Annotated in this window: 24 protein-coding genes; 13 read left to right on the top strand and 11 right to left on the bottom strand. The window is 67.0% G+C overall.

Features of this window, described 5'->3' with window-relative positions; all coding sequences use genetic code 11:
* Nucleotides 1-152 precede the first annotated feature (152 nt).
* Nucleotides 153-719, top strand: a complete 567-nt coding sequence (locus ACM1PE_RS11595) for a TetR/AcrR family transcriptional regulator (protein ID WP_059379775.1) — start codon at nt 153-155, stop codon at nt 717-719.
* Nucleotides 720-759: 40 nt separating this feature from the next.
* Here ACM1PE_RS11595 and ACM1PE_RS11590 read toward each other — a convergent pair whose 3' ends face one another.
* The 4 genes from ACM1PE_RS11590 to ACM1PE_RS11575 all read right to left on the bottom strand — a co-directional run bounded on the left by ACM1PE_RS11590 (nt 760) and on the right by ACM1PE_RS11575 (nt 5840).
* Nucleotides 760-1104 carry a c-type cytochrome gene (locus ACM1PE_RS11590; RefSeq protein ID WP_059379774.1) on the bottom strand — a complete coding sequence of 115 codons (345 nt, stop codon included), beginning with the start codon at nt 1102-1104 and terminating at the stop codon, nt 760-762.
* Nucleotides 1101-2348 (bottom strand): sulfite oxidase, encoded by a 1248-nt coding sequence (locus ACM1PE_RS11585; RefSeq protein WP_059379773.1) that lies wholly within the window; start codon nt 2346-2348, stop codon nt 1101-1103. The genes ACM1PE_RS11590 and ACM1PE_RS11585 overlap by 4 nt, the downstream gene beginning before the upstream one ends.
* Nucleotides 2349-2543: 195 nt before the next feature.
* Nucleotides 2544-3176 carry a class I SAM-dependent methyltransferase gene (locus ACM1PE_RS11580; protein ID WP_059379772.1) on the bottom strand — a complete coding sequence of 211 codons (633 nt, stop codon included), beginning with the start codon at nt 3174-3176 and terminating at the stop codon, nt 2544-2546.
* 249 nt (nt 3177-3425) lie between these two features.
* Nucleotides 3426-5840, bottom strand: coding sequence for a penicillin acylase family protein (locus tag ACM1PE_RS11575; RefSeq protein ID WP_419343831.1), 2415 nt, complete (start codon nt 5838-5840; stop codon nt 3426-3428).
* Between the two features lie 299 nt (nt 5841-6139).
* On the opposite strand from ACM1PE_RS11575, the gene ACM1PE_RS11570 reads away from it, so the two are divergent.
* From ACM1PE_RS11570 to ACM1PE_RS11540, 7 genes are all read left to right on the top strand, one after another.
* Nucleotides 6140-7348, top strand: a complete 1209-nt coding sequence (locus tag ACM1PE_RS11570) for an amino acid ABC transporter substrate-binding protein (RefSeq protein WP_251880174.1) — start codon at nt 6140-6142, stop codon at nt 7346-7348.
* A gap of 18 nt (nt 7349-7366) precedes the next feature.
* A complete protein-coding gene (locus ACM1PE_RS11565) occupies nt 7367-8230 on the top strand; it encodes a branched-chain amino acid ABC transporter permease (protein WP_419343328.1) in 864 nt (287 codons plus the stop codon).
* A complete protein-coding gene (locus tag ACM1PE_RS11560; protein ID WP_419343326.1) occupies nt 8227-9174 on the top strand; it encodes a branched-chain amino acid ABC transporter permease in 948 nt (315 codons plus the stop codon). Before ACM1PE_RS11565 ends, ACM1PE_RS11560 begins: the two co-directional genes overlap by 4 nt.
* Nucleotides 9171-9905, top strand: a complete 735-nt coding sequence (locus ACM1PE_RS11555; RefSeq protein ID WP_118933093.1) for an ABC transporter ATP-binding protein — start codon at nt 9171-9173, stop codon at nt 9903-9905. The genes ACM1PE_RS11560 and ACM1PE_RS11555 overlap by 4 nt, the downstream gene beginning before the upstream one ends.
* Nucleotides 9902-10624 carry an ABC transporter ATP-binding protein gene (locus tag ACM1PE_RS11550; protein WP_419343325.1) on the top strand — a complete coding sequence of 241 codons (723 nt, stop codon included), beginning with the start codon at nt 9902-9904 and terminating at the stop codon, nt 10622-10624. Before ACM1PE_RS11555 ends, ACM1PE_RS11550 begins: the two co-directional genes overlap by 4 nt.
* A 144-nt stretch (nt 10625-10768) precedes the next feature.
* Nucleotides 10769-11176 (top strand): hypothetical protein, encoded by a 408-nt coding sequence (locus tag ACM1PE_RS11545; RefSeq protein WP_118933094.1) that lies wholly within the window; start codon nt 10769-10771, stop codon nt 11174-11176.
* Nucleotides 11177-11185: 9 nt separating this feature from the next.
* Nucleotides 11186-11407: a YMGG-like glycine zipper-containing protein gene (locus tag ACM1PE_RS11540; RefSeq protein WP_013393765.1), complete on the top strand. Its 222-nt coding sequence runs from the start codon at nt 11186-11188 to the stop codon at nt 11405-11407.
* 51 nt (nt 11408-11458) lie between these two features.
* Here ACM1PE_RS11540 and ACM1PE_RS11535 read toward each other — a convergent pair whose 3' ends face one another.
* Genes ACM1PE_RS11535 through ACM1PE_RS11520 form a run of 4 tightly spaced genes read right to left on the bottom strand, consistent with a single transcriptional unit; the run spans nt 11459 to nt 15344 of the window.
* Nucleotides 11459-12289 (bottom strand): SDR family NAD(P)-dependent oxidoreductase, encoded by an 831-nt coding sequence (locus tag ACM1PE_RS11535; protein ID WP_419343324.1) that lies wholly within the window; start codon nt 12287-12289, stop codon nt 11459-11461.
* On the bottom strand, nt 12286-13026 hold the full coding sequence (locus ACM1PE_RS11530) for an SDR family NAD(P)-dependent oxidoreductase (RefSeq protein WP_223283325.1): 741 nt from the start codon (nt 13024-13026) through the stop codon (nt 12286-12288). Before ACM1PE_RS11530 ends, ACM1PE_RS11535 begins: the two co-directional genes overlap by 4 nt.
* Nucleotides 13027-13048: 22 nt before the next feature.
* Nucleotides 13049-14377: an MFS transporter gene (locus tag ACM1PE_RS11525; protein WP_419343829.1), complete on the bottom strand. Its 1329-nt coding sequence runs from the start codon at nt 14375-14377 to the stop codon at nt 13049-13051.
* Between the two features lie 22 nt (nt 14378-14399).
* Nucleotides 14400-15344 carry an alpha/beta hydrolase gene (locus ACM1PE_RS11520; protein WP_306632689.1) on the bottom strand — a complete coding sequence of 315 codons (945 nt, stop codon included), beginning with the start codon at nt 15342-15344 and terminating at the stop codon, nt 14400-14402.
* Nucleotides 15345-15505: 161 nt separating this feature from the next.
* Here ACM1PE_RS11520 and ACM1PE_RS11515 point away from each other — a divergent pair, with 161 nt between their 5' ends.
* Entirely contained in the window at nt 15506-16408 is a 903-nt protein-coding gene (locus tag ACM1PE_RS11515) for a LysR family transcriptional regulator (protein WP_419343321.1), read from the top strand.
* 45 nt (nt 16409-16453) lie between these two features.
* Here ACM1PE_RS11515 and ACM1PE_RS11510 read toward each other — a convergent pair whose 3' ends face one another.
* Nucleotides 16454-17131, bottom strand: a complete 678-nt coding sequence (locus ACM1PE_RS11510) for a hydrolase (protein WP_054454449.1) — start codon at nt 17129-17131, stop codon at nt 16454-16456.
* Nucleotides 17132-17274: 143 nt separating this feature from the next.
* On the opposite strand from ACM1PE_RS11510, the gene ACM1PE_RS11505 reads away from it, so the two are divergent.
* From ACM1PE_RS11505 to ACM1PE_RS11495, 3 genes are all read left to right on the top strand, one after another.
* Entirely contained in the window at nt 17275-18180 is a 906-nt protein-coding gene (locus tag ACM1PE_RS11505; protein WP_419343320.1) for a LysR family transcriptional regulator, read from the top strand.
* 135 nt (nt 18181-18315) lie between these two features.
* Nucleotides 18316-19707, top strand: a complete 1392-nt coding sequence (locus ACM1PE_RS11500; protein ID WP_419343319.1) for an alginate export family protein — start codon at nt 18316-18318, stop codon at nt 19705-19707.
* A 26-nt stretch (nt 19708-19733) separates the two neighbouring features.
* Nucleotides 19734-21422 carry an amidohydrolase gene (locus ACM1PE_RS11495; protein WP_419343318.1) on the top strand — a complete coding sequence of 563 codons (1689 nt, stop codon included), beginning with the start codon at nt 19734-19736 and terminating at the stop codon, nt 21420-21422.
* Nucleotides 21423-21466: 44 nt separating this feature from the next.
* Here ACM1PE_RS11495 and ACM1PE_RS11490 read toward each other — a convergent pair whose 3' ends face one another.
* On the bottom strand, nt 21467-21730 hold the full coding sequence (locus ACM1PE_RS11490; RefSeq protein WP_306632692.1) for a hypothetical protein: 264 nt from the start codon (nt 21728-21730) through the stop codon (nt 21467-21469).
* Nucleotides 21731-21810: 80 nt separating this feature from the next.
* On the opposite strand from ACM1PE_RS11490, the gene ACM1PE_RS11485 reads away from it, so the two are divergent.
* Nucleotides 21811-23283, top strand: coding sequence for a hypothetical protein (locus ACM1PE_RS11485; RefSeq protein ID WP_419343317.1), 1473 nt, complete (start codon nt 21811-21813; stop codon nt 23281-23283).
* A gap of 43 nt (nt 23284-23326) precedes the next feature.
* On the opposite strand, the gene ACM1PE_RS11480 is transcribed toward ACM1PE_RS11485, so the two are convergent.
* Nucleotides 23327-24565 carry an EAL domain-containing protein gene (locus tag ACM1PE_RS11480; protein ID WP_419343316.1) on the bottom strand — a complete coding sequence of 413 codons (1239 nt, stop codon included), beginning with the start codon at nt 24563-24565 and terminating at the stop codon, nt 23327-23329.
* Between the last annotated feature and the right edge of the window lie 181 nt (nt 24566-24746).

Raw genomic sequence — 24746 nt, 5'->3', positions numbered from 1 at the left:
ACCCGATAGTACTTATTGGATTTAAATGAGTCAATATAGATTCATTAGAACTTGATTAGACTCTTTAGATCCGTAGTAGACTTTATGCGTGTGTTTTTCCCCACAACTGAATTCAAAAAGACTCATCAACATCGGTCGCCAGGAGAACTCCCATGTCTGAAGGCCTCGACGACAAACTCGCTCGCGCATTGGCCCTGTCCGTCTCGCAACAGCCCAGGGCGAACCTGCAGCAGCTGGCGCGCAGCGCCGGGATCAGCAAGGCCACGCTGTACCGGATATCGCCCACCCGCGAGGGGGTCATCGACCTGCTCATGGAACGGGCCACCCAACACCTGCAGGATGCGCTGGCCCGGGCGGACCTGGAGACGCCACCCCATGCGGCGGCGCTGCAGCGCCTGACCGAAGCGGTGGTCCAGGGCCGGGAGTACTACCTGTTCTGGAACCACGCCGAGTGGATCCGCGTGATCGATGCGCGAACCGAGGACGCCAACGTACCGATACCGTCGTTCTACGGGGAAGCGCTGGAGACCTTCTTCCTGAACGGCCAGAAGGCGGGCGTCTTCCGCATAGACGTGCCTTCACTGTGGCTGGTCAGGGCGTACGACTATCTGCTGTATGCGGCGATGGATGCCGCGCAGCGCGGGGAAATCGCGCCGCTAGGGATGGCGTCGATGGTGCAGAAGCTCTTTCTGGAAGGGGCGGCCAACCCGGCCGCCTAAGGCTCGAGTCTCGCGCTTTCCCGCCGCAATTCCGGCGGGTTCACTGCTGCGCGCCGGTAGCCTTGGCCACATACGCCGCCAACACCTCGATTTCCTTATCCGACAAGCTCGTATAAGCCGGCATCTGGCCGATGCCGTTGCGGATGGCCGTCTCCACGCGCGCCGCATCGGGCTTGAGCTCATCGAGCTTGGGGCCGATGGCGCCGCTGGACTGGGCGTCGTTCAGGGTATGGCATATCGCACAGGCTGGCGTCGCGCCGACGAACAAGGCGCGGCCCGCCTCCATGTCGGGGTCCGCTGCCAACACGCCGGCATGCAGGCAGGCGATCAATAATCCGGCGCCAAATGCTCGCTTCCTGGGTAACGCCAGCGCGGTTTCCCTCATGCCTTGGCCACCACGGCCACGGCATGATCGCGCCAACTGCTATTGATGTATCCGCCGGAATTCTGCGGACGTTCTTCTTCCTGCACCCGGCCTTCGGTATCGGTCGCGCGGCTGACGAGCACATGTTCGCCGGCCGTGAGTTCCACCGGCAATGCGAACTGGCGCCACGCATAACGCCCCAGATCCGGGCCGACCAGTTCCGCTTTCTGCCAGTTTTTGCCGCCGTCGATCGAAACCTCGACCAGCTTGATGCCGTTGGTGCCGCCAAAAGCCACGCCTTGCACCACGACGCGCCCGGCCTTCAAGGTGGAGGCGGCCGGATTGGGCGTATTGATCCACGACTTCACGCCCATGGCCCAGACCGAGGGTTGGCTGGGGTCTCCCTTTTGGCCCGGCGGCGCCAGGCGATAGCCGGTCTGCTGGATCGCGGCCGCGCTTTCCTTTTCGGTGAAGGCCAGTCGTTTGATGTATTTGACGCTGTTCACGCCCGTGTAGCCCGGCACGATCAGGCGCAAGGGACCGCCATGGGCCAGCGGGATCGGCTCGCCGTTCAGTTCCCACGCCAAGAGCGCATCCCGCATCGCTTCCTTGGGCACGGAACGTTCGACCATGACCATGTTCGGATCCAGGCCGTCAGGCAGCTTCTCGCCGCCGGTTCCGGTCATGAACACGGCCGCCGCCTCCATGCCGCCGCAGTGCTCGACCAGCACGCTGACCGGCAAGCCGCTCCAGATCACGCAACCGGCCGCGCCGACCTGCCAGGGCGTGCCGCTGGGCTTGTTCGGGAAATAGCCGCGGCCGTTGCCGGAACACTGCAAGACCATGGCTAAAGTCTGCAAGCCCATGGTCTTCAATTGCCCCACGCTCAACGACATCGGTTTGGCCACTCCGGCGATTTCGACGACCCATGCGTCCCGGTCGGCGACGATGGACTCGTCAGGCGGCGGCAGATTGTTGCGCACGTAGAGTTGGCGCAGCGGCGTGACCACCCCGTTGCCGAATGCCTCGCGCCGCGTCTCTATGGTGTTGGCGCTGTGCACGATCATCGCATCGGGTTGCTTCCAGGCCGCATAAGCCGGCAGCGGCTTGGCGGCAGATGCCGGCGCCGGTGCGGCAGCCGCGGCTGGCGCGGCTTTCTGCTCGGCGGCCAATGCCGCGCGTCCCAGGCCTGCTGCGGCCAGGGCGCTGGCGCCGCCAGCCAACAGGCGCCGTCGCGCCGCGCTCTCGATCAGGGATGAACGCATTGCAGTCTCCTCGTTGGGGTCCGGAATCGTTGGTGTTCCAGAACCCTGCCGGTCTGCTACGACGTGGCTGTTTACCCCGCACGCACGTGTCCCAGGCCGCCAATAGTTATGACTGCGATGTTGGTTGAGCGATCTTTTCGTGTCAATTAGTTATTTGCAATACCCTGCCCTAGCCCGTTTGGATAGGCCAGCCGCCTACGCCTGCCGGACCAGGCGGTAGACCGAAGCCGGCGGCAGGTTCAGCGGCACAAACCTGACCTTGCTGGCCATCAAGCCGCAGGCCTCCAGCACGCTGGCGGATATCGGACAGCGCACCCCATAGGTGAAAAGGGCCATCGAGCCCTCTGCCGGCAGCGCGTCGAATACGGCGGCCAGCAGTTGCTGGTGATGCGCCTGGCTCATATTGCGCAACGGCAGGCCGCAGATGGCGGCGCCGATCCCATCCATTTCGGGATGGCGCTTGCGGCAGAGATCCTGCGCCGGCACCCGTAGCACCGCCGCCTCCGGAAACTGCGCCTGCAAGCTGCTGCTCATGGCCATGTCCTGTTCGACCAGCACCAGATTGGCCGGGTCCACGCCCCGGCGCAGCATTTCGCGGGTGAAGACGCCCGTGCCGCAGCCCAGTTCCAGGACTTTGCCCGCGCCGGGCGGAATGCAAGCGGTAATGGCCGCGGCCAACGCCGGGCCGGATGGCGCCACCGCGCCTATGGCCGCGGGATTGGACAGCAGCGCCCGGACGAACTGCGTGCGCTCCTGCAACCAGCCCATCGGCGAGCGGCTCGCAGGCTGGCGCGGAACAACGGTCTTGTAGGATTGCGTGGAATGCATGAGGCCTCAGTCTCCTGGATCGGGAATTCCGTACGACCCCGAAACCTTAACTGCGCCAGGCCCGCCGCGCCCGCAACCGTCGGTAAGCACCCTTGTCAATTCAGCCGCGCAAGGCATGCCCGCCGCGCCCATGCGCGACCGCAGGCGGAAAGTTCAGGTTGCATAACTCTCGCCTGCCTGCGTTTGCGCGCCGTTCGATCACCCAGGCCACGCTGATCGAACGGCGCTCCACGGGACGCCTGGCCTGAATCAGCGCTGAGCCGGCCGCAGATTCAGGGTGCCGGCCTTCTCGCTATCCACCTTGGCGCGGCTGAACGCCATGGGGAAGTACTCGCCGGTAGCCCAGTCCTTGAGCAGGTTCTGGTAGTACGGGCTGCGCGGGTCAGCGGATTGTCCCGGCACGTTCTGCATGCGCGAGTTGTCCCAGTCGGCCACGTCGATCACCTGGCGGTACGACGCGCCGCTGGTCTGGCGGAAGTCGCTGGCGCGGAACGTGGCGCGGTGCACGGTGTCGTTGTCGCCGCTGACCGGATAGCGCGGCGTGCCGTAGGCATTGGCCGTGGCCTCGGGCAACAGGCCGGCCAGGCTGTGCTCGAACTGGATGTGGTGCAGCTTGCCCCACTGCCATTGCGAGGAATCCGGTCCCAGCTTGGCGCGCAGTTTCTGCAGGCCGTCGTTCAGCGCCTGCAGCAGCAGCGCGTCGCGGCCCTGCTGCGGCTGCGCGCCGAAGGCGCTGTCCGGCGTGGCCAGCTTCTCCAGCGTTTTCGCGGTGGACAGATTGCCGAAGGCGGCGCGGCCGTTGGCGGGCACGTAGAGTTCAGTCACGCGCTTGACGACCTCGGGCAGCCAGAACTCGTAGACGGTCGCCGCGCGCGATTCCGTTCCCACGCGGGCATCCCAGTCCTTCAGCATGCTCAAGGCCTGCGACGTCGCGGGATCGGCCGAATTCAACGACTTCGCGTAGCCCGTCAGCGTGCGCGCCGGAATGGACAGGTTGTCGTACTGCAGCGCCTGCGAACTATGCACCGTCTGCCCCTTGCTGTCGGCCAGCACCTCGCGTATGCGCTGCACGCGGTAGGGTTCGGCCCAGGTGCGGGCCGACATGTCCTTATAGCGGTAATCGGCCGGCAGGTTGTATTCGTTGGCGGTGGCGATATAGCCTTCGGGCGGGTTGTAGGCGCGGGGCAGCGCGCTGCCGGGCAGCACGCCGCGCCATTCGAACTCGCCATTGCCCGGCACCGGCAGCATCCCGGACCAATCCGCGCGCGGGCGTATCGGCGCGATGCTGCCGCCAAACCAGCCGATGTTGCCGTCGACGTCGGCGTACACCATGTTCTCGCTGGGGGTGTAGTGCTTCTCCATGCCGGCGACGAACTCGTTCCAGTTCTGCGCCTGGTTCAGCCGCAGGCTGGCAAGATAGGCCGCGGTTCCGGGGAATTCCAGGTAGGCCGCGCGCAAGGCATAGGCCTTGCGCTTCACCGGATCCACGTAAATCACCGGGCCGTGGCGGGTGAACTTCAGCTGGCGCACCGCGGCGGACTGCCCGCGCACGGGGATCGACTCGTCCACCTGCCGCATCTTTTCCCAGCGGCCGTTGTAGCGATACTCGTCCGGTTTGGCGGGATTGGTATCGTAGACGTACAGGTCTTCCTCGTCGCCGAAGGCGAAGATCGTCAGTCCGAAAGCGATGCGGTCGTTGTGGCCCATGGACACGCCCGGCAGCGCCGGTTCACCGGCGCCGATCACGTTCCAGCCCGGCGCGTTCAGGTGCACCATGTAGCGCAGCGATGGCATGGTGATGGACCGGTGCGGATCGCCCGCGAGGATGGGCTTGCCGCTGGCCGTATGCTGCCCGGCCATGGTCCAGTTGTTGCTCTCGTAGCGGGTCGCCATGGGGTCGAACGCAGGATCCAGCGACGCCAGCAGGTTGGCGGACAATTCCTGCGCGAGCTTTTCGCGCTCCGCGGCCGCGAGCGGGCTGCGCGGGAAGTCGGCGGCGACGAATTTCTGGCCGTTGCGCGCCAGGTTGTAGTCCCCCAGGACCTTGCTGTCGACGTCGCGCACGTCCAGTCCGGCGGGCACCTGCAACGCCAGGGGCGGCTCGAAGGTGCTGAGTCCCTGCACGGCGTTCAGGCCCAGCGCCGCGACGCGTTGCGCCATCCGCACCTCTTCGCTGAGGTTGCGGGTCAGGCCGTAGATGCGGATGAGCGAGGTCTCGGGGCTCCAATAGCCGGGTTCGGTGCCGGTCAGCTTGAATTCCGGCGGCATCTGTTCGGGATTGGCCTTGACCCAATCAATGTAGGCGTTGATGCCCGCCGCGAAGGACGTGAGGATCGCCTTGCCCTGCGGATGGTAGCTGGCGAATTCGGCCTGCATATCGCCGCGGTACAGGAACAGGCGCGCGGCGCGGTCCTGCTCGACAAAGCGCGGGCCGAACTGTTCGGCCATCTTGCCCTCGCCCTGGCGGCGCCAGAGGTCGAGCTGCCAGAGGCGGTCGCGCGCCGCGTTGAAGCCTTGGGCGAAGAACAGGTCGTCCTGGTTCTGCGCGTAGATGTGGGACACCCCGTGGCGGTCGCGCACGATCTCCACGGGCTGGGACAGCCCCTTCATATCGACGGTTTCTTTTTTGCCTCCGGGCGACGCGCAGCCTGCCAGCACTGCCATGAGCCCGCTCGCCAGGAATGCCGCGGCCCTGCGATTGAACATACGCATTGACTCCTCCTCGGGTTTATTTGTCTTCTATCTGCCTGTCGGGCATCGAGGGTCATGCCGCCCAATGCGACAGTCAGGGCCGCTCCAGGCCCTTGCCATATGTACAACCAAATCGGCTTGCGGTGGAACGCTGTTTCATTTGATCAGCTTAGTCAGAATATGTAACCAGCGCCGACCCCTGCCGAGGTTCAGGTAGACGTAAACGCATGGGCAGAAAATGGACCGCATAGGAACTTGCAGGAGACATCATCATGTCTCGGAGACTATTGCTCGCCCTGCCCGTCCTGGCGCTGGCCTTGTACAGCGCCGCCGCGGCAGCGGCGCCGGCGCCCGATGTCCTGCTGGGCGCGTCCGTGCAACTGACCGGCCCCGTCGCCAACACCGGCCGCTACTACCGCGATGCCTACCAGATGGCGGTGGACCAGATCAACGCCGCGGGCGGCGTGAAGATCGGCGGCGAAACGCGCAAGCTGGCGCTCAAGATCTACGACAACCAGTCGGACGTCAATCTGAGCGTGCGGCAGTACACGCAACTCGTCACGCAGGACAAGGCAAATCTGTTGCTGGGTCCCTTCGCCAGTAATTTCGCGCTGGCCGACTCGGCGGTGTCGGAAAAGTACAAGGTGCCCATGGTCCAGGGCGGCGGCGCCTCGGATCAGATTTTCTCGCGCAAATTCAAGTACATCTTCGGCACGCTGGCGCCGGCCAGCAACTACTTCGGCAGCACCGTGGAAATGCTGAAGATGCTCAAGCCCGCGCCGGCCAGCGTGGCCTTGCTGTATGCGGATGACGCCTTCGACGTCTCGGTGGCCGAGGGCACCCGCCCGTTGCTGAAATCCGCGGGCCTGCCCATCGCCATGGACGAGCGCTACAGCACCAACGCCACCGACTTCAACTCGCTGCTGTCGCAGATCAAGAGCAAGAACGTGGATGCGGTGCTGGTGGCCGGACACGAAACCGAGATCCTGAATTTCGTGCGCCAGGCCAAGAGCCTGGCCGTCGCGCCCAAGATGTATTCCTTCACCGTGGGCGTGCCGTCGGAGGATTTCCGCAAGGCGCTGGGCCGCGACGCGGATTACGCCTTTGGCATGACGGCATGGCTGCCTTCGGCGGCCTTGAAGGACCGCTGGTTCGGCGACGCGGAGCAGTTCGCCCGCGCCTACAAGGCCAAGTTCGGCTATGACCCGGACTATCACGCGGCGTCCGGCGTGGCCGACGTCGAAGCGCTGGTCTACGCCATGGAAAGCGCCGGCAGCGCCAATCCGCAGAAGGTGCGCGACGCCTTGGCCAAGATCAGGTTCGACAGCCTGTACGGCCCGGTCGCCTTCAACGCCCAGGGGCAAATCGACCTGCCTCAGGTGGTGATCCAGGTGCAGGATGGCCGCTTGGCCGAGATCTACGGCGCCAAGGGCTTCATCACGCAGCCCAAGTATCCGATGCCAGCCTGGAACGCGCGCTAGGACCGGCGGGAGGACACGATGGATCTGCTCGCGCAAATCCTCGTCAACGGCATACTGCTCGGCGGGCTGTATGCCGTGATGGCGCAAGGCCTGGCGCTGGTCTGGGGGGTGCTGAACATCGTCAACCTGGCGCACGGCGCGTTCATCATGCTGGGCGCGTACGCGTCCTGGTATCTGTACAACGACGCGGGCGTCGATCCCTTCCTGGGCCTGCCCTTGACGGCGGCCGCGATGTTCCTGCTGGGCTACGCCTTGCAGCGCGGGTTGCTCAATCTGGTGGTGCGCGCGCCCATGTTCAACACCCTGCTCATCACCTTCGGCCTGGAGGTCGTGCTGACCTATCTGGCGCAGCTGGCGTTCTCGGCCGACTTCCGCACCATCAACCCGCCTTATGCCGGCGACAGCTATGCGCTGGGTCCCGTCACGCTGCCCATGGCGCGGCTGGCCGCCTTTGGCGTGGCGCTGGCCATCACGCTGGGCATGTGGCTGTTCCTGCTGCACAGCCGCCTGGGCCGCGCGATCCGCGCCACCGCGCAGAATCTGGTCGCCGCCAGGCTCTATGGCGTGGAGCCGCGCCACCTGTACGCGGTGACGTTCGGCCTGGGCCTGGCGTTGGCAGGCGCGGCCGGCGGCCTGTACGGCACGGTCTCGCAGATCAATCCCTACATCGGCGCCACGCTGACGGCGAAGTGCTTCGCCATTTCCATCATTGGCGGACTGGACAATCCGCTGGGCGTGATGGTGGGCGGCCTGTTCCTGGGCATCGTCGAATCGCTGACCACGCTGTACTTGGGACCGACCTACGCCGATGTGGCCAGCTTCGGCATCCTGGTGCTGGTGCTGCTGGTCAAGCCCAGCGGCCTGTTGGGCAGAGCGGCATGAAGACGCCGCGCGTGCTGCTGGCATTGCTGGCGCTGGCCGTGCTGGCAGGCGTGCCCTGGTATGGCTCCGACGTGCTGGTGCAGTTCGGCATCAACACGCTGTTGCTGGCGGTGCTGGCCCAGGGCTGGAACATCATCGGCGGATACGCCGGCTATGCGTCCTTCGGCAATTCCGTCTTCTATGGATTGGGCAGCTACGGCGTGGCCATCGCCATGGCGCAGTGGGAACTGCCATTCGCCGCGGGGCTGGCGCTGGGCGTCGTGCTGGCCCTGGTCTTCGCGGTGCTGCTGGGCATGCCGGTGCTGAGGCTGCGCGGCCATTACTTCGCCATCGCCACCTTGGCGCTGGCGCAGGTCATGACGGCCATCGTCTCCAACATCGGGCTGGCCGGGCAGAACATCGGACTGGTGCTGCCGCCGCTGAACAACGACCCGCTGTTCTACGAACTGGCCCTGGGCCTGCTGACGCTGGCCACGCTTACCGTCGCCTGGCTCACGCGCAGCCGCTTCGGCTTCGGCCTGATCGCGATCCGCGAAAACGAGGAAGGCGCGGCCGTCATGGGCGTGAACACGACGCTGTACAAGGTGACGGCGTTTGCCATCTCGGGGGTGTTCAGCGCCCTGGCCGGCGGCATCCATGCCTACTGGATCACCTTCCTCGATCCTGAAAGCGCCTTCGACATCAGCCTGAACGTGAAGATGATCATCATGGCCGTGTTCGGCGGCGCGGGCACCGTGCTCGGCCCGGTGGTGGGCGCTTTCTCGCTGTCGGCCATATCGGAACTGCTGTCCAGCGAGATCACCAGCGTGGCGGGGCTGTTCTACGGCGCGGTAATCGTCGCGGCGGTAGTGCTGATGCCGCGCGGACTGGCCGACCTGCTGCGGCGCGCGCGCAAGTCGGGCTGGCGCTATTTCACCGACAACATACGGGCGCACCGGCTATGAACCCGATCCTGGACGTGCGCAACGTGACCCGGAGCTTCGCCGGGCTGGTGGCCGTGAACCAGGTCAGCTTCACGCTGGCCGAGGGCGAGATCCTCGGCCTGATCGGTCCCAACGGCGCCGGCAAGACCACGCTGGTCAGCCTGATCAGCGGCACGCTGGCGCCGACCGCGGGCGAGATCCTGTTCCAGGACAAGCCGATCGACGCATTGCCGGCGTACAGGCGCGCCCGCCTGGGCATAGGCCGCACCTTCCAGATCATGCGGCCCTTCCCCGGCCTGTCGGTGCTGGACAATGTGGCGGTGGGCGCCTTGTTCGGGCATGGCGGCGGCCAGCCCAAGCTGGCGCTGGCGCGCGAGCAGGCGCGTGCCTGCCTGGATTTCGTTGGCCTGGGCCGCGCGGCCGGACAGCGCGCCGACGAGCTGGGCGGGCCGGGCCGCAAGCGGCTGGAACTGGCCAAGGCGCTGGCCATGCAGCCCAAGGTGCTGCTGTGCGACGAAGTCATGGCCGGGCTCAACCTGGTGGAGATCGACGAAGTCATCGAGGTCATCCGCAAGGTCCGCGCCAGCGGCATCAGCGTGCTGGTGATCGAACACGTCATCAAGGCGATCAAGAGCCTGTCGGACCGGCTGCTGGTGCTGCATCACGGCGAAAAGATCGCGGACGGCGCGCCCGACGAGGTGCTGGCCGACCCCGAGGTGGTGCAGGCCTATCTGGGCAAGAGGCGCGCATGAACGACGCCGCCGCCCCGCTGCTGAAGGTGGAAGGGCTGAGCGCCGACTATGGCGAGTTGCCGGTGCTGCAGGATATTGCGCTCGAGGTCCGCCGCGCCGAGATCGTGGCGCTGGTGGGCAGCAATGGCGCGGGCAAGACCACCCTGCTGCGGGCGCTGTCGCGGGTGCTGCCCTGCACCGGCAGCATCGTGATGGACGGCCGCCAGCTGTCGCGCGCCACGCCGGACGAGGCTTTCGCCAGCGGCATGGTGCAGGTGCCCGAGGGACGCCAGCTGTTCGACCGCATGACCGTGCAGGACAACCTGCTCATGGGCGCCTACCGCCGCCGCGGCAAGGCGGCCGTCGCGCGCGACCTGGACCGCGTCTACGGCTACTTTCCGCGGCTGTCCGAGCGCCGCCGCCAGCTCGCCGGCAGCATGTCCGGCGGTGAACAGCAGATGTGCGCCATGGCGCGCGCGCTGATGGCCGCGCCCGCGCTGATGATGATCGACGAAATGAGCCTGGGCCTGGCGCCGGTGGTGGTCGAGCAATTGATGGAGGTGTTGGCCGGCATCCGCCAGGAAGGCGTCACGGTGCTGCTGGTGGAGCAGGACATCCACCTTGCGCTGACGGGCGCCGACCGCGGCTATGTCATGGAAACCGGCCGCATCGCGCTTTCCGGTCCGGCGCAATCGCTGCTGTCCGATCCCAAGGTTCGGCAAGCCTATCTTGGAATCTGAACCGGTCCGCCGCGCCTCTTGCGCCGGCCTGCTTTCGAGCCTACATTGATTGTTGTCGCCCGCCGCCCGGCCCTTGCAAGCGCGCGGCGCGTATGGCGTCACTGGGTTGTTTTTCTGTCTTTTGTTCCTCCAAGGAGCGATGCGATGAAAGTGAAACACCTGTTAGGTCCTGTAGCGCTCGCGCTGTCGTTGCTGGTCGCCGCGCCGGTGACGGCGGCGCCTTCCGATCCAGCGCCCATCGTCACCGGGAAGCAATGGACGGAGTCCGACACAAATCTGAAGAAGGCCTACCTGCTGGGCATGGCGAACCTCATCCAAGTGGAGCAAGCCTATCAGCAGCGCCGCGCGCCGGCCGACAACCAGACGCTGATCCCGCGCTTTGCCAAGGGTTTACAGAGCCATACGCTCGATTCGGTGCGCGAACGGCTGGATAGCTGGTACGCCGCCAATCCGACCCGGATGGACCGCCCCGTGGTCGAAACGCTCTGGTTCGAAATCGTCGCGCCCGCGGCGCCGGCCACCCCCGCCGCTCCCGCCAAGCGCGCCCGCTAGGAGTCAGCCATGAAAGTCATCCGATCGATTGCCATAGGCCTCATGATGGGGTCGCTGGTTGCCTGCACCAACATGAGTTCCAAGCAGCAAGGCACGCTGTCGGGCGCGGCCATCGGCGCGGCCGCCGGCGCGGGCATTGCCGCCATCGCGGGCGGCAGCGGCTGGACCGGGGCCGCCATCGGCGCCGCCGCCGGCGGCATTGCCGGCAACATCTATGGCGACAAGCACTAAGCCTGCGCCCTTGCGCAATGGCCAGTCCCGGGCCGCGGCCCGGGACTGTCGCTACAGATTGCCGGTGGACTTGCCGATCCGCCAGTACACGCCCCCTCCCGTCATGCCGCCGTCGACCGGCAGGTCCGCGCCGGTGATGAACGAAGCCTCCGGTCCCAACAGGAACATCACCGCCGCCGCGATCTCGTCGGCATCCGCGCCGCGCGACAGCGGCGTGGCGTCGCGGTTGCCTTCATAGAACAGGCGCGCCCGGCCTGCGTCATGCACGGCATTGGGCTGCATGATCATGGGCGTTTCCACCAAACCCGGACATACCGTGTTGACGCGTATGCCGCGCCCGGCCAGCTCCAGCGACGCCGCCCGCGTCAGGCCGCGCAAGGCCCACTTGCTGGCGGTGTAGGCCGCGCTGAAGTAGCCGGTGAGTCCGGCCGTCGAAGATGTATTGACGATGGCCGCGCCCTGCGGCATCAGCGTGGCCAGGTTGCGGATGGCAAGGAACGGCCCGTCCAGATTGATGTCCAGCAGCCGCCGCCATTCCGCGTGCGTGGTCTCGGTCACGGTCTTGCGCAGGGTCACGCCGGCGTTGTTGACCAGACCGTAGAGCGGCACGCCCGCCTGCGAAATCTCGTCGGCCAACGCCAGCCAATCGGACTCGCGGGCCACGTCCGCCACCCGGATGCGCAGCCGCTCGGCATCCGCGCCCGCCGCCGCGCGCAATTCCGTCCAGGTCGCGTCGCCTTCGGGCAAGACGTCCAGCGCGTAGACGGTCGCGCCGGCCTGCAGCAAACGCAACGCCTCGGCCGCGCCCTGCCCTCTGGCCGCGCCCGTCACCACGGCCGCCTTGCCGTTCCACCACGACGCCAGATCTTTGCCGTCGCTCATGTCTTGGAGACTCCGCCGTCGACCATCAGCACGTGGCCGGTGACATAGGCAGATGCCTGCGAGGCCAGGTACAGCGCCGCGTCGGCGATCTCGGACGGCTGGCCCACGCGCCGCGCCGGCAGCCGCTCGACGTATTCGGCATAGGTGGCGGCGTCGGCGTGCATCCAGCTGCTCATCGGCGTTTCAATGAAACCGGGCGCGATGGCGTTGACGCGCAGCCCCTTGGGGCTCCACTCCAGCGCCAGGCATTGGGTCAGATGGGCCACGCCGGCCTTGGCCGCCGCGTAGTCGGCGCAATTCGGGCGCGGCTTGACGCCGGCATAGCTGGACAGGTTGATGATGGCGCCGCTGCCTTGCGCAATCATGTGCCGCGCGGCCGCCTGGGCGCCGAAGAACGTGCCTTTCAGGTTGATGTCCATGGTGCGTTGCCAGGCGGCTTCGTCCAGGTCCAGGGCGGGCATGCGCGCCATGAAGCCGGCATTGTTGACCCACACGTCCAGCGCGCCGTACCGCGCGGCCACCGCGTCGGCCAGCTCGCGCACCGCCTGCGCTTGCGTGACGTCCAGCTGGCGGCAATCCGCGTCCACGCCCGACAGCGCCTCAAGGTCCAGGTCGGTGGCGACCACGGTCGCGCCCTGCTGGCGGAACGCCGCCGCCATGGCGCGACCGATACCGCCCCCGGCGCCCGTGACGACCGCGATTTTCCCTGCCAGATCCGGATAGTTCATTTTGCTCATGTGATGATGGAAAGATTGAAGTTCAGTTGAACGCCGCGCGCTTGGCGGCCTTGTTGGCGGCATTGCCGGATTCATCGCCCGGCAACCGGATGTCGTTGAGGTCCATGCCCGCGGTTTCCTTGATGAGGAAGGCGCCGGCAAAGGCCATCAGCCCCAACGCCCCCACATAGGCCGTGTAGACCCATTCCAGCCCCTGGGCGCCCAGCCAGGCATTGATATAGGGCGCGGTGCCGCCGAAGATCGCGACCGACAGCGAAGAGATGAAGCCCACCCCCATGGCGCGCGCGCCGGTAGGCACCTGCTCGGCCACCACGGCCGGGAAGATCGCCGCCAGCAGCGCCCAGACCAGCAGCCCTATCAGTTGGCCCACGAACAGCGTCCAGGGCTGGTCGGTCACGATGTGCGACACCGGGAACACTGCCAGCGCCACGCCCAGGCCAAAGGCCATCACGATGGGCTTGCGACCGTAGCGGTCCGCCATCCAGCCGCAGACGGGCAGCCACAACAGGCACACCAGCTGCGCGATCAGGCTGGCCGTGTAGGCGCCCGCCGGATCCATGCCCTTGGTCGCGATGGCCGTGGCCGGCGCGAAGGTGACCCAGGTGTAGTAAGTGGCGTTGGACGCCGCGGCGATCATCACGATGTTGCGCGCAATCTTCAAGGCCTGGCGCGCCGACACCTTCTGCGCGCCGCCCTGCGCCGCGCTGTGTTCGAAGACCTCGCTTTCGCTCGCGCTGCGGCGCAGGAACAGCGCGTAGACGCCCAACAGCGCCCCCACGCCAAAGCCCACGCGCCAGCCCCAGGCTTCCATCGCGGGCTTGCCCAGCCAGGACGTCAGCAAGGCGGCCAGCGCGGTCGCGGCCATGACGCCGATGGTCACGCTGACGAACACCGAACTCGACCACAGTCCGCGCCGCGCCGGCGGCGCGATTTCGGCAACGTAGGTATAGGCCACGCCGGACTCGCCGCCATGCGCCAATCCCTGCATCAGGCGGCAAATGAAGAGCAATACCGAAGCCAGCACCCCGGCCTGCTCATAGGTGGGCAGCAGCGCGATCGCCAGGCTGGTCAAGGCCAGCAGGCACATGGTCAGGACCAGCGTGAACTTGCGGCCGTAGCGGTCGCCGATGCGGCCGAACAGCCAGCCGCCGATCGGCCGCGCCAGGAATCCCCCCGCGAACACGGCCAACGTGGCCAGCAGCGCCGAGCCGCGGTCGGACGGGTCGAACAGGTTCATGGCCAGATAGGCCGAGAACGTGCCGTACAGGGTCCAGTCGAACCATTCCAGGGCATTGCCCACCGCCGCCGCGCGCAGCGAAGCCTGGCGGCGTTGGCGGTCCTGTGTCTCCATCATTATTGTCGTCGTCATGTTCTTATCCGTGCTGGTCTTGGCCGAGGTGCCGCGCGAACCAGTTGGCCGCGGCGCTGCTGGTGCGTTCGAAATGTTCCGTGTAGACCGAGTAATGGCCGCCGGGCAGCAGCAGCAATTCCTTGGGCTGATGGGCCGCGTTGAAAGCGTCCTGCTGCAGATCGGCAGGCGTCAGGCCGTCGCCGGTGGCGACGATCATCAGGAGCGGCGTGGGCGCGATGCGCCGCACATACATGCCGGGCTCATAGGCGCGGGCCAGTTCCAGTGACCGCAGCGTGACTTCATTGACCCAGCTCGGGCAGCGGCGCGCTTCGCCCGTCATGTAGTTGTAGGAGTCCGGGCCCGGATACGCGACCGGCGCGTCGGGATCGGCATCGACCATGCGCAGCGTCGCCGGCGGCTGGCCCGCGTCGCGGGCCTCGCGGTCGGCTTCGAACGCGGCCTGCAGCGCCTGCGCCTTGTCGTAGCGCACGCGCCGTTGCGCCGCCGAGAACCCGCTGGTGGTGGGAACCTGGCTGACCACGCACTTGACGCGCCGGTCGATGGCGGCAACCGTCAGGGCATGGCCGCCGCTGTAGCTGCTGCCCCAGATGCCGATACGCTCGCGGTCCACTTCCGGACGCCGGCGCAGATAGGAAATCGCCGAGCGGAAGTCCTGGATCTGCCGCTGCGGATCGATCTCCTGGCGCGGCATGCCCTCGCTGCGGCCGAGATTGCGGAAGTCGAAGGTCAGCGCGGCCAGGCCGCGGGCCACCACCGCGGCCGCGTACTCTTCCAGGTCGCCTCCCGCGACCATGGACCAGCCGTGCGCGAGCGCGACCGCGCCCACCGGGCCGCTGGCCTGCTCGGGCCGGTAGAAGGTGCCGCGGACCAGATCTCCTTCGACCAGGAATTCAATCGGCTCTGCCGATCCTTTTAGGCCTGTTCGTTCTGGCACAGAGGAACTCATGCCTGTCTCCTTATCGCCCATCAATGGGCTAAGCTTGTGTGAACAGGTCGAATTCTGCCCATCGGGCCTGGAGCGAACAAGCGCTATTATTCACGCCATCAATCGTTAATTCCGATTGATATAAGAATGACCACTACGCGCGCGCAATGCGCCCCGAAGCCATGGATCTACGCCAATTCGATTGTTTTCTGGCCGTCGCCGACAAGCTGCATTTCGGCCGCGCGGCGGAAGCGCTGCACATGAGCCAGTCCTCCGTATCGGAAGCGGTCAAGGCGCTGGAAAAGACGCTGGGCGCCCCCTTGTTCGAGCGCAGCAGCCGCCGGGTGGCGCTAACGCCGCTGGGCGTAACCCTGCAACTGGGCGCGGGACCCGCCGTGGTCATGCTGAAAGCCGCGCTGGACGACTGCAAGCGCCAGGCCGCGGGCAAGCCGCGCCATCTACGCATCGGTTTCCTGGGCGGCGGCTTCTACGAGCTATACCGTCCGCTGGTCTCGGAGTTCAAGGCGGCGCATCCCAACGTGGAACTGGAGTTCGTGGAACTGACCTATGTCACCCACTACGCGGCGGTCGCGGACGGCTCGGTCGACATCGCGTTCTGCCGTTTGCCGCTGGGCGCGGACGGCCTGTGCCATGGACCCATCGTGCTGCGGGACCAGCGCATGCTGTGCGTCCCGCTGGATCATCCGTTTGCCGCGGCGACCCTGCTGGACCCCGAGCTGCTGGCCGAGGAACGGCTGGTGCGCATGGTGCCGGGATCGGTCAACCAGGAATGGCAGGACTATCACTTTCCGCGCCATACGCCCAAGGGCAAGCCCATCGGCGACGGCCCGGTGGTGCGCACGATCCGCGAAGGCATTGCGGCGGTGAACACGCGCGAAGGGTTGCTGATGCTGACCAAGCGCGCCGCCAGCTACTACGCGACGCCCGAGATCGCCTTCGTGGAGATAGACCTGCCCGCCATGCCCTCGGCCCTGGTCAGGCGGGTGGACGACCACCGGCCCATCCTTCAGGACCTGGAAGCCTTGCTGCTACGCATCGCCGAGCGGCATGGCGTGGCGGCCTGATCCGGGCGGCTTGCGGCCGGATCAGGCCGCCGAGGCGCAAACGGATCAGCGCTGCGAATCCAGCACTTCGTTGTTCTTCACCACTTCCTGCGCCTTGGAGTAGCTTTCGATCAGCAGCTGGTAGGCCGGGAACACCTTGGTATAGACCTCGGCCCACTGCATGGCGTCTTCGCGGTTCCAGGTCTTCTGCAGCTCCGAGGCCACGGCGGCGGTGTCCATCGGCACCACGCCGGCCTGCACTACGCGCGCCAGCGTGATTTCCTGGGCCATCTTGGTGTACGTGCCGGAGGCGTCGATCACCGCGAACACCTTGTAGCCGTCGGCGACCGCGCTGATGGCGGGGAACGCCATGCACACGCTGGTGATGGTGCCGGCAATGATGAGCGTCTTGCGGCCGGTGGCCTTCACGGCGGCAACGAACTCGGGATTATCCCAGGCGTTGATCTCGCCCTTGCGCGCAATGTATTGCGCATGCGGAGCGTTGGCGTGGATCTCCGGAATCAGCGGACCGTTCGGGCCTTGCGGCACGGAAGCCGTGGTGATGACGGGCATCTTGGCCAGCGTGGCCATCGACGCCAAGGCGCCTGCGCGGGCGCGCAGTTCCGGCATGGGCATGTCGCCCACGGTCTGGAACAGGCCGCTCTGGTGGTCGATCAGCAGCATGACGGCGTCGTCGGCGTCGATGACAGGACGTTGGCCGTTGAAGTTGGCGGGTGCGGACATGGTGTACTCCTAATTTGGAAGGTCGACGGCTTGTGGCCGAATCAGAAGCCTTATGGCTGCACAAATATTAAAAATGGAACAAAATTAGCGGAAGACCCATTTTTTGCTTTCAGCGTTCTATTTTTTGAACCAAAAGGGATGCCATGCAGGATCTCAACGACCTCTTCTATTTCGTGCAGACCGTCGAGCACCAGGGCTTTGCACCCGCGGGACGCGCGCTCGGCATGCCCAAGTCCCGCCTCAGCCGCAGGCTGGCCCTGCTGGAAGAGCGCCTGGGCGTGCGGCTGATCCAGCGGTCCACCCGGCACTTCATGGTCACGGACATTGGCCAGACCTACTACGAGCGCTGCAAGGCCATGCTGGCCGAAGCGGAAGCTGCGCAGGAAGTGATAGACGCGGCCCAGGTCGAACCGCGCGGCGTGGTCAAGCTGACCTGCCCGATCGCCCTGCTGCATACCCATGTGGGCGGCATGCTTGCCGACTTCATGATCAAGTACCCGCGCGTGGTGATACAGCTGGAAGCCACCAACCGCCGCGTTGACGTGCTGGGCGAAGCCGTGGACGTGGCGATCCGCGTGCGGCCGCCTCCGCTGGAGGACAGCGAACTGGTCATGCGCGTGCTGTCGGATCGCGGCCAGAGCCTGGTGGCCAGCCCTGCCCTGACGGCCGAATGCGGCCAACCCACGACCCCGGACGACTTGGGCGCATGGCCCAGCCTGGCGCTAGGCTCGCCCAACCAAACCTATCGTCTGGAGCTATACAAGCAGGACGGGCAGCAAGCCACGGTTTCGCTGGCCCCCAGGATGATCACCACCGACATGATTGCGCTGCGCAACGCGGCGGTGGCCGGCGTGGGCGTGGTGCAGCTGCCGACCATGATGGTGCGGGACCAGTTGCAGGCGGGACAGCTGGTCCGGCTGCTGCCCGACTGGGCGCCGCGCCGCGAACTGATACACGCGGTGTTCCCATCCCGGCGCGGCCTGCTGTCGTCGGTCAGGGCCTTGGTGGATTATCTGGCGGAGCGCTTCGGGAAGTTGCAGGAGGACTAAGCCCCAGCGTTCCGTTTTCAGGACAGCCAGGACGAAAAATGGCGACTACCGACGCCATAGTCCTTACTTTATCTTGCCGCCTGGTTTCTTTTACCGCTGTCGACGCCCGCATGCGCCGGCTGCAGCCCAGGCAACTTGAACTTCCACAGATTCGCAATCCTTCCGCTGGCCGCGCTGGCATTCGGCGCCGCGCAGGCCGCCGAACCCGCGCTGCCGCCCATCGATCCCTGGCGTTATACCGAGGACTACAGCTACCTGGACGACCCCGCCAAACGCACCGGCGCCTGGGGCGAAGCCGGCAAGTGGATCCGGCTGGGCGACTCCTCCGCGCTGACCCTGGGCGCCGAGCTGCGCGCCCGCTATGAGCGCTACCGCAACAACGAATTCGGCGACGCGACCGTGCCCGACGAGGGCTACCAGCTCTACCGTTTCCTGCCCTATGCCGACCTGCGGCTGGGCCGGCAGGTGCGCGCCTTCGGCCAGTTGAATCTGACCCATGCCGAGCGCGACGCCGGCTCCATCGGACCGCCCGACGACACCGGCAGCGACGTGCTGCAGGCTTTCGTCGACATATCCCTTGCCGGCGATGCCGGAACCTGGACTGCGCGCGCGGGCCGCCAGGTCATGGCCTACGGCAGCGAACGGCTGATCTCGGCGCGCTACGGCCCCAACGTGTTGCGCTCGTTCGACGGCGGCGCGCTCAGCTGGGCAGGCCAGGGGCTGCGCCTGGACGGCTTCCTGGTGCGCCCGGTGCGCAACGATCCCGACGATTTCAGTGACCGCGCCGACCCGCAGCGCAGGCTCGGCGGCCTTTACGGCACCTGGTCCGCGCCCGGCGGCCTGGCCGACACCGGCCTGGATGCCTACCTGCTGTCCTTGTCCAGCGACTCGGCCAGCTACAACCAGGGCAGCGGCCCCGAAACCCGCAATGCGTTGGGCGCACGCTACTTCGGCAAGCGCGCCTCCTGGCGCTGGGACCTGGAAGCGGTCTACCAATACGGCAGCTTCGCCGGCGCGCCGGCGCGGGCCTGGTCGCTCGCCAGCGATGTGAGCTACACCTTCCGCGGCGCGCCGCTGCAGCCGCGCCTGGGGCTGAAGGCCAACATCATCAGCGGCGACCGCAATCCCGACGATTCCAAGCTCCAGACCTTTGCCGTCTTCTTCCCCAAGGGCAAGTACTTCGGCGAAGCGGGCCTGATCGGCCCTTCCAACCTCATCAATCTGCATCCTTCGCTCACGCTGGACCTGGGCTCCGGCTGGACGCTGGGCACCGCGGCGGTCTTCTATTGGCGTCAGAGCCTGCAGGACGGCGTGTACGGCGTGTCCGGCAATCTGCTGCGCCCGGCCGGCGCCAGCCGCGCGCGCTACATCGGCACGCAAGCCGACGTGGTGCTGGGCTGGGAAGTGTCGCGCCACCTGAGTTTCGAAGCGGCCTACTCGGTGTTCCGGCCTGGAAGCTTCATCCGCGATACCGGCCGCGCCGAAACCGTCCATTTTTTTGGCCTGGAAGCGCTATGGCGCTACTGAACATCCTTGACGACCGGAGACTACACATGAAAAGAACCACGGCGCTCGTCCTCGCATTGGCAGCCGCGCTGCCCTGCGCCGCCCACAGCCGCGACGCCGACCTGGTGCTGCGCAACGGGCAGATCATCACCATGGACCCCGCCGCGCCGCGCGCCACGGCACTCGCGATCCAGGGCGAACGCATCGTCGCGGTGGGCGGGGACGGCGATGTCGAACAACACGTCGGACCGGCCACGCGCCAATTGGATCTGCAAGGCCGCACGGTGATACCCGGCCTCATCGACACTCATATCCACGCCATCCGCGGCGGCCAGACCTATGCGTTCGAAACCTACTGGTATGACGCGCCCAGCCTGGCGGACGCGCTGGGCCGGCTGGCGCGCGACGCCGCGCAACGTCCGCGCGACCATTGGGTCGCGGTGGTCGGATCCTGGCATCCGCGGCAATTCCTCGAGCGCCGCGCGCCCACGCGCGCCGACCTGGACCAGGCGGTTCCCGGGCATCCCGCCTATGTCCAATACCTGTACGACTACGCCCTGCTCAACAGCCGCGGCATCGAAGCCCTGGGCCTGGACGCCCCGCAGCCGCCGGAACTGCACGGCATCACGGTCGAGCGCGACGCGCAAGGCCGCGCCACCGGCAGGCTACTGGGCGGCATCGGCCCGTTCAACGCGCTGTTCGCCCGCCTCAGCCATACCGCCGACCGTCCCGCCGGACTGCAAACCTTTCTGCGCGCCATGAACGCGCGCGGGTTGACCGGCTTCATCGATCCATCGGCCGGCGCCGCTGAAGCCTACGAGCCGCTCTACGCGCTGCGTGACCGCGGCGAACTCACCGTGCGTGCGGGCTACCGGATCTCGGCCCTGCGCGCAGGCGGCGAGGCACAATGGTTCCGCGACATCATGGCCTTCCGCCCGCCGCGCCATGACGACGGCAAACTCGCGTTCCTGGGATTGGGCGAAAACCTGGTGTCCGCCATGAACGACGGCGTGCGCATGGGACCGGGATTCAAGCCGCCGGCCGAAGCGCGCCAGGAACTCGCCCGCATCGCCCGCTACGCGGCCGAACGCCGCATCCCGCTGGAGATCCACGCCTACACCGACGATGCCGCCAGCGCGATTCTCGATGTGTTCGAGGAAGTCGGCCGCGACCACGACCTGCGTCCGCTGCGCTGGTCGATCGCGCACCTGAACACCGGCTCGCGCCGCACGCTGGAACGCATGTCGCGCCTGGGGCTGGCCTACACGGTGCAGATGGGTCCGTACTTCGAGGGCGAGGCGATACGCGCGGCCAATCCCAAGAGAACGGAGCAGCATTCGCCGCCAGTGCGCACGGCGCTGGACCTGGGCCTGCCGGTCGCGGGCGGCACCGATTCCACCCGCATCGGCGTGGCCGGGGTCTGGCAGGCGGTGGAGTACCACGTGCAGGGGCGCGCCATCGGCGCCACGGTGCTGCGCGAGCCCGGCGCCTTGCTCACGCGGGAGGAAGCGCTGGCGCTCTACACCCGCCAGGCCGCCTGGCTGGCGTTCGACGAAGACGACCGCGGTCAACTGAACGCTGGCAAGCTGGCCGACCTGGCAGTGCTGGACCAGCCCTACCTGACGATGCCGGCGGACCAGATCCACGCCATCAATTCGGTGCTCACGCTGCTGGGCGGCAAGCCGGTGCATGACGCCGGGGTGTTGCCGGCGCCGCCGGCCAAGGCGGTCCGATAAAGAAAACGGCCCCGCCCTGAGCGCGGGGCCGCGTCGCAATTCGCTCAGAACGAATGGCTGATCCCGACCTGGAAGCCCTTCGAATTCGCGCCCGGCACGCCCTCCGGCGCGACATCGCCGGTCACAAAGGCGGCGTTGCCCTCGTTGGCGCGCGAACTGGTGGCGCAGCAGCGCTGGCCCCACGCCAGACTGGACTGCTGAACCTGCCCCCGCAGGTTGCGGCATTTTGTCATCGTCCTGAGTTCCGAACGCAGAACGCAGCGTACGGTCGCCGCCACTTCCAAAAGACCCTGCGATCGGGCAGGCATGACCCGCCGCCGCCGGCCTCTCGGCATACACTGCTACGCGCCATGCCAGTCCCGGACCCCGCCATGCCGACGCTCAATCCATGATGTACCTACTGTGGTCGTTACCCGCCCTGGCCGTCATCGGCGCCATCGCCAGCGGACGCCTGACCACCACCGCCGCCGCCGTGCTGGGCCTGCTGGCTGCCGTGCCCATCGCCCTGTATGCGGCGCCAGCATCCTTCGGCGCCGGGCAGCTCGGGCTGGCGCTGGAACGCGGCCTCTGGATAGGCTGGATCATCACGCCGTACATTCTGGGCGGGCTGCTGTTCTGGAACATGGCGGCGCAAGGACGCGCGCCGCACGCGGCGGCGGACGGCGCCAAAGCCGCATTGGCCCATCCCCTGGCGCGCCGCCGGCTGCTGTTCTTTGCCTGTTTCCTGGTCGGCCCTTTCGCCGAATCGGCCACCGGTTTCGGCGTGGGCATGCTGGGTACGGTGCTGCTGATCCGGCCTTTGGATTTGAAGCCACGCGAAACCATGGTGTTCGCGCTGCTGAGCCAGACCCTGATCCCCTGGGGCGCCATGGGCAGCGGCACGCTGCTGGCTTCGGCCTACGCGCGCGTCCCGGCGTCGCAACTGGCGCTGTACGGCATGGTGCCGGTCGCCTTGCTGACGGTATTGTGGATGCTGCTGTATTGGCGCACCGCCAGGCGCGCGGGCTTGCGGGCCGAACCCGCGGAGCATGCGCGCGAAGCCGTCTGGATGATCGCGAGCCTGGGCGCCCTGAGCGCCGCGACGGCGCTGCTGGGACCGGAAACCGCGCTGCTGTCGGCCTACGGCCCGCTCATCGTGCTGCGCTTCCTGCTGGACCGCCGGCCGGACCGGCCCCGGATGATGGCGGCGGCGCGCAAGGCGCTGCCCTATATCCTGATGATTGCGTGGCTGGTGGCCACGCGCTTGCTGCCAGGCTTGAACGGGGGCCTGGCCGGACTGGCTGCGTTCAAGCCATTTCCGGACCTGCCCAGCTGGATGCCGCTGCTGCATGCCGGCAGCTGGCTGATCGCGGGCGCCGTGCTCATGGCCGCCTTCTGCCGCCAGCGCGGCCTGCTCGTGGCACAGGCGCGCGCGGCCTGGACCACGGGACGGCACGCGGTTTACTCCGTGTTCCTGTTCGCCATGATGGCCGAAGTCCTGGCCGGCGCCGGCATCTCGCAAGCGTATGCCGACGGCCTGTTCGCCGGCCTGCAGGACTGGACCCTATTGATCACGCCGCTGCTGGCCGGCGTGTTCGGCATCCTGGCCAACAGCGGCAATGCGCCCAACAGCCTGTTCATGCCCGCGCAGCTGTCGCTGGCCTTGAATGCGGGCCTGAGCGTGCCGGCCGCGGCAGCGCTGCTGCATGTGTCGGGCACGTCGATGGGAATTTTTTCACCCGTGCGAATGTCGATCGCGGCCGGCCTGGCGCACGGGCGCGGCGAAGAGCGCGGCGTGTATGTGCAGCTGTTGCCCTATGCGCTGGCGGCGTTCGGACTGCTGCTGTGCCTGGCGGTACTGGTGGTGCTGACCGGAGCCTGATCGCGATCCGCGACTCGCCCGCGATGTACGGTGCGCGCCGGCTTCAGGCGCGTGCGTACATCCGCAGGATTCCATGTCCGATCACGCCCTGGCTGAGCGCGTACTGGCTGAATGCGCCCAGCGGCATCGGCCTGCCATGGAAGTACCCTTGCGTGACCTGCGCCCCCAATGCGCACACCATGTCGTATTCCTCCTGGGTTTCGATGCCTTCGGCCACCACCGTCATGTCCAGCGACCGCGCCATCTCCACGGTGCAGGCCAGGACGTCCTGGGCGTGCCGATGGCGGCCCGCACGGGAGATCAGGTCGCGATCTATCTTCAGTTCGTCGAAAGGCGCGCACAGCAGCCGGTCGAGCGAGGAATCGCCGGTGCCGAAGTCGTCGATCGCGCAGCTGAAGCCGCGCAGGCGCAGTTGCGTGACGGCCCCCGCCAACGCCCCATTGGAACGGGCGCCTCCGTCCTCGGTGATCTCGATGACGATGCGGCTCGGATCCACGCCTGCGAACTCGGCGCGGTCGGCCACGTCCTGCGCCCAGCAGATGGAACTTGCAACGGTCGCCGGCACGTTGATGCTGATGACGCAATCGGGCCGGTTGCCGAGTTCGCGCAGCGCCTCGAAGGCGCGCGCCAGCATGTAGTCGGTCAGCGATCCGAGCAAGCCGGCTGACTCGAAAGCCGGCAGGAACGCGGCCGGAGGAATCATCGTGCCGTCGTCGGCGACCCAGCGGGCCAGCATTTCGGCGCCGCGCAGCTCGCCCGTCGAGGCGCAATGCTGCGGCTGGAAGTATGCGGTGATCTCGCGCTGCGCCAGGGCGCGGCGCAGGCGTTCGGCGTCCAGGCCGGCCAGCGCCACGCTGCTGCTCTGCGCCGCGGCGCGCAGCGTCGCCGCGCCATCGGCCAGCGCCGTCCGGGCCAGGGATTCGATCATTGCAATCAAGCAGGCCGCTTCCAGCGGCTTGCCAAGCGCGGCAATGATGGGCAGGCCGCGATTCCTGGCGTAGGCCGCCGCGGCCTGCAGGATCCGGGACGGATGGCTGCTGGCGATCGCGATGCCGCCGCAGCCGCCGGCCTCGGCCAGCGCGTCGATCATCTGCAGCCCGGTGCGGTCCGTCATGTCGAGGTCGACGATGACCAGATCCCACTGCCGCTGCTGGATCGCCGCCACGGCCGACGCGCCGTCGTGCGCCACCGCCACCTCGGGCACGCCGATCTTGCCCAGCATCCGCGTCAGCGCGGAGCGTTGGAGTTCGTCTTGATCGACAACCAGGGCGGATTTGAGCATGATGTTCCTCATGAACGGCGGGCCCATGGCGCTGCGGCAAGGCGCCTGCAGGCGGGAGGCCAGGCAGCGAACTGCCGACGAATTCATTGTTCCACCCGCGGCCGGGAACGGAAATCAGCCGAGTCCTATTTTCCGTTTTTGGCCTGATTGGCTCTATCATGGCGTCACCCATCCCGGCGGA

The sequence above is a fragment of the Achromobacter sp. PD1 genome, from assembly GCF_048541815.1.
Classification (GTDB): domain Bacteria; phylum Pseudomonadota; class Gammaproteobacteria; order Burkholderiales; family Burkholderiaceae_B; genus Achromobacter; species Achromobacter bronchisepticus_A.
This window is presented reverse-complemented; position numbering and strand designations above follow the sequence as displayed.